Below are 16,925 nucleotides of genomic sequence, written 5' to 3' on the forward strand. Positions count from 1 at the left end.
GGTATGTCTATGTATGATTTAGGTATAATTAATGGTAATTTGTATATTGATGGAAAATATGAAAAACTGAATTTATATATCACCAATGAAAAAATAGCAAAGATATCTAATGAAACTTATGAATGTAAAGAGAGCTATGATGTAGAAAACAAAAAAGTATTTCCTGGATTTATTGATCCACATGTTCATTTTGAATTGAATGTAGGTAAATATACATCATGTGATGATTTTTACACAGGTTCTGTAAGTGCAGCTTATGGAGGTATAACTACAATCATTGATTTTCTGGATCCTATAGCTACTGGAATTGAAGTGGAAAAAGCTCTTAATACAAGAAAGAAATTAGCTGAAAAAAGTGTCATTGATTATTCTTTTCATGTGACTATTAGAAATCCAATTGATGAGATTGATAATATCGTAGATGAAATGAGAAGATTACAGATACCAACTGTAAAACTATTTACTACATATTCTGAATCAGATAGAAGAACCTATGATAAAGAAATAACAAAACTACTTGGGTTAACAAAAGAAAATAATATTTTGGTTTTAGCACATATAGAAAATGATAATCTAATAGATAGAAATCCTGTTTTTGAGGTTAAAGATCTACCTAAAAGCAGATGTTCAGAATCTGAACTAAAAGAAGCATTGAAGTTAGCTTCGTTTACTAAACATTTTAATGGAAGATTATATATGGTTCATCTAAGTAGTGGTAATACCATAAAAGCATTAGCCAAGCATTACCCTGATTTACTTAACAAAGATTTTTTTGTTGAGAGTTGTCCTCATTATTTTAATTTTACTTCTAATGTATACTCAGAAGAAAAGGGGTTTCTATATGTAATGGCACCACCACTTAGAACTGAGAACGAACGTGAATTATTAAGAGCTAATTTTGATTATATTAATACTATTGGTACAGATCATTGTCCTTTTACCAGTAAAGAGAAAAACAAGGATAAATTATTGGATGTACCAATGGGTATTGGATCAGTGGAACATTCATTCAATATCATGTATAACATTTATAAAGATAAGGTCATTGATAAAATAACCATAGGTCCTGCCAAAATACATGGATTATATCCTAAGAAAGGTATATTAGCAGTGGGTTCAGATGCAGATATAGTTATTTATGATCCTTTAGCAACATATATAATAGGTGAAGACCATTCTACTTGTGATTATAACATTTATGCTGGTAATAAAATAAATGGTAGGATTGAATCTACAATAAGTAAAGGTAAGTTCATTATAAAAAATAATGAATTTATTGGTGGTAAAGGTAAATATCTAACTAGAAAGATATTATATTAAATAATCAACTGTTTCTGAAGGAGGTAGTTATGTCGATTATTGAAAAAGTAAAAGTAGCTAGAGGTGACAATAAGGCTGAATTTGTTCTTAAAAATTGTAGAATTGTCAATGTCTTCAACGGAAAAATAGAAAGAGCAGATATTGCTATAGAAGATGGAGTTATTGTTGGTATTGGTGAGTATGAGGGTATCAAAGAAGTTGATGCATTAGACAGATATGTTTGTCCAGGATTCATTGATGGGCATGTTCATATTGAATCTTCTATGCTGACACCTCCTAGGTTTGCCAAACTTGTTATGCCAAAAGGAACCACAACCGTAATTGAAGATCCTCACGAAATAGCAAATGTATGTGGACTAGATGGTATAGATTTTATGCTTAAGGCTAGTGAAGATATACCACTTGATGTCTATGTCATGTTACCATCTTGTGTTCCATCAACAGAATTTGAAAACTCAGGAGCTGTATTATTAGCTAAGGACCTAAAAAAAATAAAAGATAGAAAGAATATATTGGGACTAGGCGAGGTAATGAATTATCCTGGTGTAATTTCTTGTAATAAATCTGTATATGAGAAACTTGATTTGATGAGAGAGGGCATAATTGATGGTCATGCACCGGGTGTTATGGGTAAGAGATTAAATGCATATGTGACTGCTGGTGTAATGACAGACCATGAATGTACTAGAGTAGAAGAATTAGAAGAAAAAGTATCCAAAGGTATGTATGTCCATATTAGAGAAGGGTCAGCTACAAGAAACCTAAAAGATCTCATAGTTGGTGTTACACCGGAAAATAGTCACAGAATACTATTTTGTACAGATGATAAACAACCTTATGATATTGAAAAAGAAGGTCATATCAATTATAACGTAAGATTGGCTATTGAAAATGGTATTAACCCTATTATGGCTATTAAGATGGCTACAATCAATACTGCACAATGTTATGGATTAAAAAATAAAGGTGCTGTAGCACCTGGTTATGATGCAGACCTAATAATTCTTAATGACGACTTAAGTGAAATCAGTATTGGTGAAGTATTCAAAAAGGGACAATTAGTAGCTAAAGATGGAGAAGCTTTATTTGATATAGAAACAATTGAGGATTCTCGTGTCTTGAATACAGTCAACTTGGATAATATTGATAATATAACTTTTGATATACCTCTAAAATCATCCATTGTAAAAGTGATTCAGTTAATAGAGCATAATATCATTACTAAGAGTGTAATCCGTAAGGTGGATGTTGAAAATAATAGTTTCAAATATAACAGTAAGCTTGATATCTTAAAATTAGCAGTTGTTGAAAGACACAAAGGAACTGGTAATGTAGGACTGGGCTTAGTGGAAGGTTATGGGCTAAAAGGTGGTGCTGTTGCACTGACCATTGCTCATGATTCTCATAATATCATAGTGGTTGGAGATAATGACGAAGATATGAGAGTTGCTATCAAAGAGTTAAAAAGGGTTAATGGTGGTATTACAATATGTGCCAATGGTTCAGTGTTACAGACTTTACCTCTTGAAGTGGGAGGACTCATGACTAATTCTTCCGTAGAAGTTGTTGGAAATAAAGTAAAAGAAATGGCTAAGATAGCTTGTGAAAAGGGTATCAACCCTAATATTGATCCTTTTCTTACATTAGCCTTTCTAGCATTACCAGTTATACCAGAGTTAAAGTTAACTGATCGTGGATTGTTTAATGTAGATAAATTCTCTTTTGTAGATATTGAGGAATAAGAAATATAATACGATGAGATATTGGTACGAGGTGAGATAGAGCTATGAAGTTTGTTAAAAATTATAGATGTACGCTTTGCGGTAGAGAATATTGTAAAGACGAGGAAATATATACTTGTCCTAAATGTGGTGAAAAAGGTATATTAGATGTAGAATATGATTATGAAGGATTGAAAAAGGTTCTAACCAAGTCATATTTTGAACACAATAGAGACTATACCATGTGGAGATATAAAGATGTCATGTCTATAAGAGAAGAAGATATAGATAAGACACTCAAGGTTGGATGGACACCTTTATATAGGTCCAATAACTTAGAAGAAAAGATTGGTATCAAGGAATTATATATAAAAGATGAAGGATTAAATCCAACAGCTTCATTAAAAGATAGAGCTTCAGCTGTTGCGGTCATTAAGGCATTAGAGAATAATGCTGATACTATTGCGTGCAGCTCTACTGGTAATGCAGCTTCCTCTTTGGCTGGTAATGCGGCTAGGTTAGGACTTTCTACTGTGATTTTTGTTCCTGAGAGAGCACCACAAGGTAAGTTAGCACAGTTATTAATATATGGAGCAAAAGTGATTTCTGTTAAAGGTGATTATAGAGAAACTTTTAACCTATCTAAAGAAGCTATTGACCATTGGGGTTGGTATAATCGTAATGCAGCTATAAATCCTCATTTGGTAGAAGGCAAAAAGACTGTAGCTATTGAAATTGCAGAACAGTTAGGATGGCAAGTTCCTGATTGGGTAGCAGTATCTGTAGGAGATGGTTGTACTATTGGAGGGGTATATAGAGGATTCTACGATTTATTGAATATTGGATTAATAAATAGAATTCCTAAGATATTAGGTGTTCAAGCAAAAGGGTGTTGCCCATTTTATACAGCTTATACAGAAAATGAACCTCTTAAACCTACAGATGAAAATACTATTGCTGACAGCATATCTGTTGGTATACCAAGGAATCCTGTTAAAGCTATGAGAGCTGTTGAGGATTCAAAAGGTACATGGATAACCGTATCTGATGAAGCTATACTTGAAGCCATGAAGACTCTTGGCTCATCTGAAGGTATATTTGGTGAACCAGCAGGTGTAGCAGGTTTAGCTGGTGTTTTTAAAGCTGTCAAAGAAGGTATTATCACTAAGGATGAAACAGTTTCTGTAATTATTACAGGTAATGGATTAAAAGATGTAAAAAATGCTCTTAAGGCTGCCGGAGATAAAATTGAATGTAAACCTGATATTGAACAATTAAAAAAATATTTGACTTAAATTCTAATTATACTATTGTAAGTAAAAAGCAAATATAGGAGGTGTGATATGGCTAAGTTAAAGGCAATTAAGGGTCATATCATTTATACTAAGGTAAAAGATAGTTTTGAAATACACGAAAATAGTTACATAGTTATTGATGATAAAAAGATTGTAGGCATTTATAACGAATTACCTGATATATACAAAGATGTAGCAATAATTGATTACGGTTACAATTCAATTATAATTCCATCATTTATTGATTTGCATATACACGCACCTCAATATCTACAAATGGGAATTGGTCTGGATCTTGAATTGATTGAATGGTTGGACCAGTATACTTTTAAATACGAAACACTATTTTCCGATGTGAATTATGCTAAGAAGTTATACCCTAGATTTGTAGATGCCCTTTATAGAGAAGGAACATTACGTTCTTGTATTTTTGCAACTATTCATAATGAAAGCACTAATGTATTGATAGATGAATTGAAAAGGAAGAAATTATCAGCATATGTGGGAAAAGTGAATATGAATCAAAATGCACCTGATGACCTATTACAATCTACAGCGTGTTCTATAGAAGAGACAAAAAAATTTATTGAAGGTAGCAATAATACTGAAGACTTAATTAAACCTATAATAACTCCTAGATTTGCACCATGTTGTACTAGCGAATTACTTGAAACACTTGGTGAGTTGTCTATAGAAAAACAACTTCCAGTTCAAACCCATCTTTCTGAGAATAAAAAAGAAGTTGAGTGGGTTAAATCATTATTTCCAAATAATAGGAATTATTCTGATGTTTATAAGGAACATCATTTATATGGTAATCAAAAAACTATACTAGCTCATTCGATTTATTTGACTAATGAGGAAGTTGAGATGGCTAGAAAAGAAAAAAATGTCTATCTAGTTCATTGTCCCAGTTCAAATAGCAATTTATCAAGTGGTATAATGCCAGTAACATACTATTTGGATGAAGGGATTAATGTTGGATTAGGAACAGATGTTGGTGCTGGTAACAAAATGAGTATGACTGATGTGATTACCAATGCTATACAGTATTCTAAGATAAGACATGTGTATAATGAGAAAGAACGTGTACTTAGTCTTCCTGAATCATTCTTCTTAGCAACTAAGATGAATGGTAGTTTCTTTGGGAAAGTTGGTAGCTTCGAAGAAGATTATTTTTTTGATGCTTTGGTAATAAGAGATCCGGATCCTCTTACAAGTTTTCTAAGTCCTTTGGAGAGGTTACAGAGATTTTTATATTGCGGAAGTTCTAATAGTATTGTTGAACGTTATTTGGAAGGAGAAATCATTTAAAGAAAAAAATGTTCTAGAATGTAATTTGAACGATAAAAATTGATAATTGAAATGACGGTAACTGGGTTAAGCTACCGTCATTTTTAATTCTACAAACTCTTTTGTTTTAGTGTAAATACATAGATTTTTGTAGTGAGGAGTTATATTAATGATTAATTAACAAATTCAATTGATGTAACATTTCTAAGTCCAGGGAGCAACATATAATTATTACGAGTTCCTGTAACCAAAATCTTGCGTCCTAAAGCATTTGAATTTTTTAGTGGACTGAATTCATTTCTCATATTTGATTCCAGTTTAACAGCTATAGTCTGTGCTTGGGGATCATTAGTATCAGCAACTTTCACAGCATAGATACCATTAAGATCAGAAACGATATAACCAGTAAGAGTAACCTTCGTACCATTAGATTCATTAAGTGCTTCTGCAACAGTTAAAGCGCTTGGACTTGGATTACCAGAATCAACAAACTCAATAGATGTAACATTTCTAAGCCCAGGAAGCAACATATAGTCGTTACGAGTACCAGTCACCAAAATCTTACGTCCTAAGGCATCAGGATTATTAAGAGGACTGAATTTATCTCTCATATTGGATTCCAATTTAACAGCTATAGTCTGTGCTTGGGGGTTATTAGTATCAGCAACTTTCACAGCATAGATACCGTTAAGGTCAGAAACGATATAACCAGTAAGAGTAATCTTCGTACCATTAGATTCATTAAGTGCTTCTGCAACAGTTAGTGCTGAAGGTTGTGGATTACTATTTATTGTTGTAGTTTGACCACTTACCACATTATATGTTCCAGTATAATCATTTTTCAGCACACCATCAGAACCATATAGTGATAATGTTATACCAGTATCTTCTTTGACTGCAATATTGACTTGACCAGAAGCATCAATCATTGCGGTACCTAGAATAACACCGTTTTTGGATGCGGCTACTATTTCACCTGTATTTCCAGATATTGAGCCTTGTAAATAGCCATAACCAGTTGATAAACCTGTAACAGTTTTTGTATCTTTCTTAGAACCATTTACTTTGATTCGTATTTTCATAGGTGGATTTGCAACTGAAACTATCCTTGCTGTAACTGCAGATGGTAATGGAACGGGAACAGCATTATATCCTGATGAAGTCCAGGCACCATTTAGATATAGCTGCCCTTGTTGATTTCCACCATCTTGATAAGCGCCAAATAATGGATTGGAAGCATCTCCAGTTATAGATATGGCAAAAGGTTCATTTTCATAAACATATGCAGGATATAGAGCAAATGAAGCAGAGTCAGCTGATCCACCTGTTGAAGGATAAGGTGCACCGAAAGAACCATCTGCAAAAGTATTTGTATCCCATGGATCATATCCTCCTGATGGATTAGTCCAAGGTTCAGTTTGTTGCTGATTGGTTTCAAGTGCTATCATTGGATTAGGAGTAGGGATACCTGCGGCATGATTAACACCATCAAATCCTATATAATTTTCTGGAGTTGCAAGCCAATTAACGATATTAATACTTAATGTAGCGGCATGTCCGGTATCGTTCCAACCTGGCCATGTAGATTTTGCTGATCCATCATTTTCTCGCAAGTATTTTGGAGTGGAATCTTCAATAGGAGAAGAATCACCAATAAAAGCAGCTTTTCCTAAGCTAGGTTTAGATATAGCAACATATGCTCCTTCATTTTCACCACCAAAATATAAACCAGTATCTGAAGCATGAGACCATGCTGTAGGATTATCAGAAGATGAAAAGTATACTATACCTTTTGCTTTGCTGCCGTCAACAATAGATAAGGTAGCACCAGCAGCCATAAGTATAGGTGATACTCCTGCAGTTATTCCTTCTGAATATGTAGTAGATTTTATTCCTGAAACACCGCTCAAACAATCAATAGCATTAAATCTAAATCTTAAGCCAAATGTTTCTGCTAACCATCCTGCACTTGCAGAACCTGGATTTCGCATATCTCCGTATGCTGTGCTCATGTTATATGCAGTATCAGTTGATCTATTGTATCCATTATATACTTCGGTTGAATCCCATGTATTAAGATTTCTATCTGCATTATAATGATCTCCAATAAGATATATTCCTTTTCCAGAATCTACAAATTGTTCTAGAGCATCATATTCAGATATCATAAGAGGTCTATTAGGTTCTGCCATAACAAAAACATCTGCATCTTTTATGGAATCATAAGTGATAACACATTCATTGAGAGCTACAAAGCTAGGTTGTCTATCATCATAAAATCGAATAACTCCATCATTATTTTTATCGATGCCTCTATATTCTCTTACGGTGTAACCCTCATCTACTAATGCATCTGCAAAGCTTGAAAATGCACCGTCGATAACCCAATCAGCACTACCAGAAGTACCGCCGTGTGAAGTATCAAATAGTACTAATTTTCCATTATCATTACTAGGGGAAGGTATTTTTTCTGGAATAATATTATTCCAAGTATATGGTGTAGGTGTAGAACTAGATGCTAATGTATTAAGAGTTTGATTAGGAATGAAATAAGATGTCAATAGAAGTGATAAAACTAGTACCCAAAGAAGTTTTGTGAGTTTAGAAAAATGTTTAAACATAAAACTTAGTCCTCCTTAATTTGGTATGAATTTTTAAATATACGACATTTTATTAATGCATTAGACAATATAGTATTGTATTATAATGAAGATTGTCTATATATTATATTATACAACAAAATAGTCATATTTGCAATTTTATTGTATAATATAATATAATTTATTGACTTTATTGTAGATGAATTTTTAATTTACTAATGGATATTATAACGTAATATGAGGAGATTATGGAAGTATATACAAAACTAGAAATAACAGTATGTTACTGATGATTATTATATTGACTATAGTAATAACTAGTGTAGTAGCAATAAGGAGGATTTAGAAGAATCTAATAATAATAAATAAGGTGCTAGGCTATAATTTAGCTCTTAGCACCTTTTATTTAATCGTAAGTATACTTTTTTGTAAAAAGTTATTATCGCAGTTTTCTATAGTCTTAATGTTAGGCGCAATAGCATATAGAAAAACTGTACATTTTTTTTCCTCAATATATTTCATATAGATCCTACTTTTAAATTGGGTAATGGGGAAATTCTGCTTACCAGTATATTTTGATGGTGGTTTTCCGTATTGGATATAAGCTTGGTAATTTTCCTTATATCTATGATTATATCCGTGGCTCATTACTGTAGCATCAATAACAGACCAATTCTTATAACCAATATAAGTATCTACTTCATTAAAACTATCTATCTTATAATTAGAAATAGGATTATATAATCCAAATCCCCCCAATACTAGTTCATTAATATCATAAGTACCTGGAAGCATGACTTCTTCTAAATCAATCTCACCGTTATTATTGAATCCAAATCTATGATTTTCGGTATCTGTTTCTTGTACAAAATAGGCTCCATAAAAAGCACCATAATAATTAGAATCAGGATTATATAACATTGAAGCTCCATTTAGATATTCAAAAGCGCCAAAGTTATATAATACCGTAAAATTCATTTTTCTATCCATAAAAGAAGAAAAACCTTCATTATCATTGAATGTCATAACAAAAGGATACCAGTCTTTTTCACTAGTAGCTAGACCACCTGGCATCTTTATATCTATATTTAATTCATTAATAAAGCTATCTTTTTCACAAAAATAGCTATAGATTTTCATAACTGATATACTTTTGATGTATTGAAAAAAAGGACTAATTATAAATAAAATGATTATAAGACATATTATTGCTTTTTTAATTATTGGTTTCAAAGTTAATCTCCTCATAATAAAAATCGTTTATGTCTTTGATAGATTAGTAAGTTTTCTGTTATAATATTAGTATAGACAAAAAACGCCAATTAATGAATAATCATAAATTAACGTTTTTATAAGTGCGGATGAAGGGACTCGAACCCTTACGATGTCACCACCGGTAGATTTTGAGTCTACTGCGTCTGCCAATTCCGCCACATCCGCTTGTTATCTATATGTTCGATAATTTTCTTCCAAATTGTATGGTAGATTATCCCTCGAACTTGTACAAGTATAGCATAGATTATATACAAATGCAACAACAAAATTGAGAAATTGCAATAAGATTTATTTCTGTGTTATTATTATAATAAAAGATAATGAAGGGATGGTTTAAGTTGAAAAAAAATCAATGTGATTATTGCTTATATTTAGCATATGATGAAGCAACTGATGAATATTATTGTTCAATGAATATAGATCAAGACGACTATGAGAAATTATCATATAGTTACTATAACGGTTGTCCAGGGTTTCGGATGGGGGATGACTATACTATTGTAAGAAAACAATGACTCTAAATAGCTTTACATATTTAGGATTTTTGTTACAATATAATTGCATTAGAATAAATTACAAATGAAAAAAGGTTTTAATGAGAGGAGGTACAACTTTAAAATGCTACATGATATGGAAAAAACCATTATTAAAAAGGCAAAAAAAGGAGATAAAGATGCATTTGAAAAATTAATAATTAATTATGAGAATAGAGTCTATAATATTGCTTACCAAATGTTCGGTAATGAACATGATGCAAATGATATGGCACAAGAAGTTTTTATAAAAGTTTATAAGTCATTGGATAAGTTTAATTTCAAATCCTCTTTTTCTACTTGGATACATAGAGTTACTGTTAATACTTGTATTGATGAATATAGAAAAAAGAAAATAAATAATAAAGTTGAATCTATGAATGAATCAATAGAACAACAAGATGGAGTGATACATAAACAATTTGTTGATAAAGATCTGACTCCAGAAGAGAAAGTAATTAAGAATGAAAATATTTTATTTGTTAAAGAATCTATTAATGAATTAAAAGAGGAACATAAAATGATTATTATACTAAGAGACATAAAAGGATATTCCTATGATGATATTGCAGATATATTAGATATATCTATAGGAACAGTAAAATCACGTATATCCAGAGCAAGGTTAGGTCTAAAAAAAATAATTATAGAAAAAAAGGAACAAAATAAAAATGATTACGTCTAATTAAGTGAAAGGAGGGCTAAGAAATGGATTGTAGTAAAGTTCAAGAAATGATGTCGTTATACATTGATAATCAATTATCTAAAGAAGAAAGAAAATTGTTTGAAGAACATATCGTTAGTTGTGAACAATGTAAAGAAGAACTCCATTTTCTGCAAACAATGATTGATAATGTTAACGATATTAATGAAGAGAAAGAGTTACCAACAGATTTTCATAAAAATCTAATGGTTAAAATAGATAGCACAAATTCAACTGAAATACAAACTGAAAACAGAATATATAGGCTTAATAGATTTGCAAAATATTATACAGCTGTAGCAGCAGTTTTTGTTATTGTATTAGTATTTGGGTTTATCGGCAAAACTAACATTAACAGAATAACTGATGATAAATTACAATATAATGTTAATACAGAATCAATCAAAGAAGATAGTATAGATAAAGATATGATAGATGAAGCAACAAAAGAATCAGCTCCTAGAGCAGCTATTAGAAGTAAATCTTTTAATAATGATCCTGTTGATAATAATGAAAATAAATCAGATGAAACAATTACAACTGAAGGTGATTTAGGTACATTTGAATTTCAAGTCGCTGAAGATGGAGATACTAATAATCCTGTTCTATACGAAGAGACAAAGAATGATGTACAAGTTCTGACTAAAGACGATAATGCAGGTTTAAAAGATGAAGAATTCAATTATATGGATAAAGATAATAAGGCCTTATATAAAAACAATGGAATTGAGAATGTGGAATTAAGCGAATCAAAAAGTAATTATGAGTGGATAGTTATAATAGGCATTATCATCATACTAATTATTCCATTACTCTATATAAAAATACAAAAAAATAAATTAAATAGATAATAATAAAAGCAAAGGATAATTTAATCTTTGCTTTTTTAATCCATATTCATTGTTAATTAGTTATTCATTTGTTATAATAACTTATAGTATTATTCTAGAATTTTTATCTGGATAAGCAAAATTTAACTAATGTATCTTAATAGATACCAAATAAAAGTAAGGATGAATAGATTATGAGTAAAGATAAAGTACTATTAGTTGATGGAAATAGTATTATGAATAGAGCTTATTATGGATTACCTTTATTATCTAATTCAGAAGGTATTTATACTAATGCTGTTTTAGGTTTTGTAAATATACTATTAAAAGTAATAAAAGATGAAAATGCAACACATATCGGAGTTGCATTTGACCTAAAAGCACCTACATTCCGACATGAAAAATATAAAGAATATAAGGGCAATAGAAAAGGTATGCCAGATGAGTTAGGAATGCAAATGCCTATAATTAAAGATGTATTAAGAGCTATGAATATTAATATTTATGAAGTTGAAGGCTATGAAGCGGATGATGTACTTGGAACATTAGCATATAAGAGTGAGAAATCAGGTTGTGAAACAACTGTATTATCTGGAGATAGGGATTTATTACAGTTGGCAACTAAAAATGTTAAAATTAGTATTCCAAAGACTAAAAAAGGGACTACTACAACTGAGAACTATTTTGATGAAGATGTTATTGCCCTTTATGGAGTTACTCCTACAGAATTTATTGATCTAAAAGGGCTAATGGGGGATTCATCTGATAATATCCCAGGCGTTCCAGGAATTGGTGAAAAAACAGCAATCAAGATTATCACTAATTATCATTCAATAGAAGAAGCTTATAATCATATTGATGAATTAAAGCCACCTAGAGCATCAAAAAATCTAAAAGAGAATTATGAACTTGCAATTTTAAGTAAGGAATTAGCTACTATCTGTGTAGATTGCGATATAGATTTTGAAAAAGATAGCCTGAAAATAGATAATATATTTAACGAAGAAACATATACTATATTCAAAAAGTTGGAATTCAAACGTTTATTGGAAAGATTTGATTCTTCTATAGGTAATAATGATGAAAATAACTCACTATCAGTAATCAATCATTCCATATCTACTAAAGATGAATTAAACAAGTTTGTTCCTAAGCTCTCCAATGAAAAAACATTAGCATATTATATTGTGACTGAGAATCATAAAATTATCGGTATTAGTATTGCTTATAATGAACAGGAATCATATTTTATAAAATGTAGTGATGAACTAAATAGTTCATATGTCATTGAAACAATAAAAAGTGTTTTTGAAGATAAAAATATTAAAAAGATTACTCATGGCTTGAAGGATGATCTTCACATATTTAGTGATTATAATATAAAATGTGAAAATATATATTTTGATACATTTGTTGGAGCTTATACTATTAATCCAACAAAAGATACTTACGATATAGATGATATTGCTAAGGAATATCTACAGGTTATTATTAAATCAGAAGAAGAGCTATTGGGAAAAGGTAGAAATAAGATTTCATACTTAGAGCTACCTGAGGAAGATTTCGTTAATTATTGTTCTTTATTAGCATCTATTATCTATTATAGTTATGAAAAGATAGATCACATGATTGATGAGCTAAATATGCATCAATTATTTTATGATATTGAAATGCCATTAATCTATGTCTTATTTGATATGGAGTTTTATGGTATCAAAGTTGACTCTGTATTGTTACATGAATACTCGGACAAGTTGGGTAAAATTATAGATTTACTTGAAAGTGAGATCTATGAATTGGCTGGAGAAGAATTTAATATTAAATCCCCTAAACAACTTGGTGTTATTTTATTTGAAAAATTAGAATTACCTATTATCAAAAAAACTAAGACAGGTTATTCTACTGCCGCAGAGGTATTGGATAAATTAAAAGGTGAACATCCAATAATTGATAAGATTAGTGAGTATAGACAACTTACTAAGTTAAAATCTACTTATGCAGATGGATTGTTTGATTATATAGGCAAAGATGATTCAAGAATTCATTCTACGTTTAAACAAACTATTACATCAACAGGTAGAATCAGCTCGATAGAACCTAATCTTCAAAACATACCAATAAGAATGGATATTGGTAGAGAGATAAGAAAGGTATTTGTACCAAGAGAGGATTACGTTTTTATTGATGCGGATTATTCTCAGATAGAATTACGTTTGTTAGCACACCTATCAGAAGATGAAACGTTAATTGAAGCTTATAACAATCATCAAGATATTCATAGATTGACAGCATCACAAGTTTTTCATATTCCTTTTGAAGAAGTAACTAGCTTGCAAAGAAGTAATGCAAAAGCTGTTAACTTCGGAATTGTATATGGGATAGGAGCATTTAGTTTAAGTCAAGATCTTCATATTACAAGAAAAGAAGCACAAGAATATATTGATAAATATTTTAAAAAGTATCCAAGTGTAAAGATATACCTTGATAATTGTATAAGGTTTGCTAGGAATAGAGGGTATTCCCTAACAATGCTTAATAGGAGAAGACCAATTCCAGAACTAAATTCCAGTAATTTTATGCAACGTGCCTTTGGTGAGAGAATTGCTATGAATACTCCTATACAAGGTAGTGCTGCTGATGTTATTAAAATTGCTATGATTAATATTAACAATAAGCTAAAATCAGAAAACCTTCGTTCAAGATTAATTCTTCAAATACACGATGAATTATTAATAGAAGCCCATAGGGATGAAGTTGAATTAGTGAAAAAATATTTAGTAGAAGAAATGGAAAATGCAGTTGATATAAGTGTAAAGTTAGAAGTTGATATGAGTATGGGAATGACTTGGTATGATACGAAATAACAGTTTTATCATTACTTATGTATTAATTTGCAAAAAATTCTATTATGTAGTAAGATTACATGAATTAGAATTTGTATAATCTTGGAGTTGATCGAATGAAAATTATTGGAGTAATCGGCGGTTGCGGAAGCGGCAAATCAGTAGTATCTGATCTATTTCAAAATAGATTTAACGCATATATAATTGACGCTGATGAAATTGCACATAATGTTATTAGGAAAGATAGCAGAGCATATAAAAAGATTGTAAATCATTTTGGAAAGCATATTTTGGATGATAATGGCAATATTAATAGAAGTAAGCTAGGAAAGTTAGTTTTTGCTGATGAAAAAGAATTACAGCAATTAACAGATATAACTCATCCATATATTAATGAAGATATAACGAATATAATCAACACATTGAAGAATGAAAATAAATATGGTTATATGGTTCTAGAAATAACTGCATTAGGCAAAGGTAAAATATATTCTTTGATAGATGAATATTGGTATATCTATTGTGATATTGATGTTCGTATTGAGAGATTGTTGAAATATAGAAACATTTCTACTGAATCAGCTATGAATATAATTAGCAAACAATTATCAGATAAAGAATTTAGGAAATATGCGGATGTGATAATTGATAATAGTAATACATTAGATATTACTTATAATCAAATGAAAAAATATTTAGATTAGTCAACAGGAGGAATAATAATGAAAAAATTATCAATTATGCTATTGATATTATGTTTTTCCCTATTAAGTGGGTGTACTAAAACAACAGATAAAGACACTATAGAAAATACGCAAGTAAGTCAACAGGAAGAAAAAGAGACACCTATTGAATCTACACCACAATTTGGTGGAGAATTAAGATTGTTAATGAGGGATCCATCTACGCTGAATCCATTAGTTAATACTGATAGAACAGTAGATCAAGTGTTGAAGTTAGTTTTTGATTCTTTATTTGAATTAGATGATAAAGAAAAACCAGTTCCTAATCTTGTAGATTCATATCAATTATCAGATTCTGGAACTACAATTACTATTACTTTGAAGAAGAATATATTATTTCATGATGGAGAAGAATTGCAAGCTGATGATGTTATCTACACAATAGAAACTTTGAAAGCTGCACCAGATGATTCAATATATAAGGATAATGTTAAAAACTATAAAAGAGCTTCTACAGTGGATCAATATACCTTTAAAATATATTTTGACCAGCCGTTTGCATTTTCTTTATATACTATGAATTTTCCCATAATACCTAAACATCATTATAAATCTAACGAAAATAATAGCATGAGACCAATTGGTACAGGAGCTTATGCATTTGCTGATTTTACTACAATGAAAGAACTTAATCTTACAGCCAATAAAAATTGGTATAATGGTGAAGTATATGTAGAAAAAATAAAATGTATAATAACAAGAGATAAAAATAATGACTCTGATGCTTTTAACCAAAACATTGTTGATATAATAAATCCAACAAAATTTGATTGGCAAGACTACGCAGAGACAGAAGGAGTTTCTTTAACAGAATATCCAACATATTATTATACATTCATAGGATTTAATTTTAATAATACATTATTAAATGATAAAAATATTAGGAAATCTATAGCTTATGCAATTGATAGAAACGACATCATAAAAAATGAATTCTTAGATCATGCATATATAACTGAATATCCAATACATCCAAAATCATGGCTGAATGAAAGTGATTCTGTTACTTATGAGAAAGATGCTGATAAATCAAAAGAATTAATTGCCACAGTTGGTTTTGCTGATGCTAATGGAGAAGAAGAGAAACCTAGCTTAAGGTTATTAGTCAATAGCCAAAATCCTCTTAGATTAAGAATAGCAAATAAGATTAAAGAATCTTTAGAGAATGTTGGTTTTATTATAAACATTGATTTGGTTGATAATGGAATATATAACCAAAAAATAGTTAACAAAGACTTTGACCTATTATTAGGAGAATGGAAACTTTCAGTAGTACCTGATTTAACTTTTGCGTTCCATTCATCTCAAATTGAAGATGGTAGTAATTTTATTTCTTATAATAATCCAGAAATGGATAGAGTATTAGAAACTATCTTTGGCAGTATTAGTGATAGTGATATATTAAATTCTACTAAAGAATTTAAAAATTTATTTGCAGATGAATTACCTTACTTCAGCTTGTTTTTCAGAACATCTGCAATCATTTCTAAAGATAGAGTTAAAGGAAGTTTAAATCCTTCAATTTATAATAACTATAAAGGAATAAAAGATCTATATATTTCTAAATGATAAATTAAATACTAGTACTATGTTAGAGGATTATTTTCAAAAAGAATCTAATCCTCTTTAATTAAAAAAATATAAAAGTCTAGATTTTTTCTATTTATGTGTTATTATATATTATGTATATGTATGTAATCGATAGATTCAAATAATAATTAAGAGAAAAGATATGTGTTTTAAATTTCTGTAATAAGCATTTGAGGTGA

At 30.2% G+C, this 16,925-nt stretch carries 12 protein-coding genes and 1 tRNA gene; 10 read left to right on the plus strand and 3 right to left on the minus strand.

Features of this window, described 5'->3' with window-relative positions:
- Positions 1 to 9: 9 nt before the first annotated feature.
- Genes N4A55_RS13955 through N4A55_RS13970 form a run of 4 tightly spaced genes read left to right on the plus strand, consistent with a single transcriptional unit; the run spans position 10 to position 5,650 of the window.
- The gene (locus tag N4A55_RS13955; RefSeq protein WP_293757448.1) at positions 10 to 1,320 is read left to right on the plus strand and encodes an amidohydrolase family protein; all 1,311 of its coding nucleotides are present in this window, start codon (positions 10 to 12) and stop codon (positions 1,318 to 1,320) included.
- Positions 1,321 to 1,349: 29 nt separating this feature from the next.
- Positions 1,350 to 3,062, plus strand: coding sequence for an adenine deaminase (gene ade, locus N4A55_RS13960; protein ID WP_293757450.1), 1,713 nt, complete (start codon positions 1,350 to 1,352; stop codon positions 3,060 to 3,062).
- Positions 3,063 to 3,106: 44 nt separating this feature from the next.
- Entirely contained in the window at positions 3,107 to 4,336 is a 1,230-nt protein-coding gene (gene thrC, locus N4A55_RS13965) for a threonine synthase (RefSeq protein ID WP_293757452.1), read from the plus strand.
- Between the two features lie 48 nt (positions 4,337 to 4,384).
- Positions 4,385 to 5,650 (plus strand): amidohydrolase family protein, encoded by a 1,266-nt coding sequence (locus tag N4A55_RS13970; protein WP_293757454.1) that lies wholly within the window; start codon positions 4,385 to 4,387, stop codon positions 5,648 to 5,650.
- A gap of 152 nt (positions 5,651 to 5,802) precedes the next feature.
- On the opposite strand, the gene N4A55_RS13975 is transcribed toward N4A55_RS13970, so the two are convergent.
- The 3 genes from N4A55_RS13975 to N4A55_RS13985 all read right to left on the minus strand — a co-directional run bounded on the left by N4A55_RS13975 (position 5,803) and on the right by N4A55_RS13985 (position 9,669).
- The gene (locus N4A55_RS13975) at positions 5,803 to 8,250 is read right to left on the minus strand and encodes a DUF6359 domain-containing protein (RefSeq protein WP_293757456.1); all 2,448 of its coding nucleotides are present in this window, start codon (positions 8,248 to 8,250) and stop codon (positions 5,803 to 5,805) included.
- A gap of 381 nt (positions 8,251 to 8,631) precedes the next feature.
- Complete coding sequence (locus N4A55_RS13980) at positions 8,632 to 9,462, minus strand: hypothetical protein (RefSeq protein ID WP_293757457.1); 831 nt, start codon at positions 9,460 to 9,462, stop codon at positions 8,632 to 8,634.
- 123 nt (positions 9,463 to 9,585) lie between these two features.
- Positions 9,586 to 9,669: transfer RNA gene (locus N4A55_RS13985), tRNA-Leu, on the minus strand.
- 173 nt (positions 9,670 to 9,842) lie between these two features.
- Here N4A55_RS13985 and N4A55_RS13990 point away from each other — a divergent pair.
- The 6 genes from N4A55_RS13990 (at position 9,843) to N4A55_RS14015 (ending at position 16,725) form a co-directional block, all read left to right on the plus strand.
- Positions 9,843 to 10,019 (plus strand): DUF6472 family protein, encoded by a 177-nt coding sequence (locus N4A55_RS13990; protein WP_293757458.1) that lies wholly within the window; start codon positions 9,843 to 9,845, stop codon positions 10,017 to 10,019.
- Positions 10,020 to 10,122: 103 nt separating this feature from the next.
- Positions 10,123 to 10,722 carry an RNA polymerase sigma factor gene (locus tag N4A55_RS13995; RefSeq protein WP_293757460.1) on the plus strand — a complete coding sequence of 200 codons (600 nt, stop codon included), beginning with the start codon at positions 10,123 to 10,125 and terminating at the stop codon, positions 10,720 to 10,722.
- A gap of 23 nt (positions 10,723 to 10,745) precedes the next feature.
- Complete coding sequence (locus tag N4A55_RS14000; RefSeq protein WP_293757461.1) at positions 10,746 to 11,591, plus strand: anti-sigma factor family protein; 846 nt, start codon at positions 10,746 to 10,748, stop codon at positions 11,589 to 11,591.
- A gap of 173 nt (positions 11,592 to 11,764) precedes the next feature.
- On the plus strand, positions 11,765 to 14,434 hold the full coding sequence (polA, locus tag N4A55_RS14005) for a DNA polymerase I (protein ID WP_293757462.1): 2,670 nt from the start codon (positions 11,765 to 11,767) through the stop codon (positions 14,432 to 14,434).
- 95 nt (positions 14,435 to 14,529) lie between these two features.
- Positions 14,530 to 15,117 carry a dephospho-CoA kinase gene (gene coaE, locus N4A55_RS14010; RefSeq protein ID WP_293757464.1) on the plus strand — a complete coding sequence of 196 codons (588 nt, stop codon included), beginning with the start codon at positions 14,530 to 14,532 and terminating at the stop codon, positions 15,115 to 15,117.
- Between the two features lie 18 nt (positions 15,118 to 15,135).
- Positions 15,136 to 16,725 (plus strand): peptide ABC transporter substrate-binding protein, encoded by a 1,590-nt coding sequence (locus tag N4A55_RS14015; protein ID WP_293757466.1) that lies wholly within the window; start codon positions 15,136 to 15,138, stop codon positions 16,723 to 16,725.
- Positions 16,726 to 16,925 lie beyond the last annotated feature (200 nt).

The organism is Vallitalea sp., from assembly GCF_025211055.1.
In the GTDB taxonomy this organism is placed as follows: Bacteria; Bacillota; Clostridia; order Lachnospirales; family Vallitaleaceae; genus Vallitalea.

What these genes read in the sequence shown, in the direction of transcription:
- N4A55_RS13955 (WP_293757448.1), top strand. Translation starts at nt 10, where the DNA reads ATGTATGATTTAGGTATAATTAATGGTAATTTGTATATTGATGGAAAA.
- ade (WP_293757450.1), top strand. Translation starts at nt 1,350, where the DNA reads ATGTCGATTATTGAAAAAGTAAAAGTAGCTAGAGGTGACAATAAGGCT.
- thrC (WP_293757452.1), top strand. Translation starts at nt 3,107, where the DNA reads ATGAAGTTTGTTAAAAATTATAGATGTACGCTTTGCGGTAGAGAATAT.
- N4A55_RS13970 (WP_293757454.1), top strand. Translation starts at nt 4,385, where the DNA reads ATGGCTAAGTTAAAGGCAATTAAGGGTCATATCATTTATACTAAGGTA.
- N4A55_RS13975 (WP_293757456.1), bottom strand. Translation starts at nt 8,250, where the DNA reads ATGTTTAAACATTTTTCTAAACTCACAAAACTTCTTTGGGTACTAGTT.
- N4A55_RS13995 (WP_293757460.1), top strand. Translation starts at nt 10,123, where the DNA reads ATGCTACATGATATGGAAAAAACCATTATTAAAAAGGCAAAAAAAGGA.
- N4A55_RS14000 (WP_293757461.1), top strand. Translation starts at nt 10,746, where the DNA reads ATGGATTGTAGTAAAGTTCAAGAAATGATGTCGTTATACATTGATAAT.
- polA (WP_293757462.1), top strand. Translation starts at nt 11,765, where the DNA reads ATGAGTAAAGATAAAGTACTATTAGTTGATGGAAATAGTATTATGAAT.
- coaE (WP_293757464.1), top strand. Translation starts at nt 14,530, where the DNA reads ATGAAAATTATTGGAGTAATCGGCGGTTGCGGAAGCGGCAAATCAGTA.
- N4A55_RS14015 (WP_293757466.1), top strand. Translation starts at nt 15,136, where the DNA reads ATGAAAAAATTATCAATTATGCTATTGATATTATGTTTTTCCCTATTA.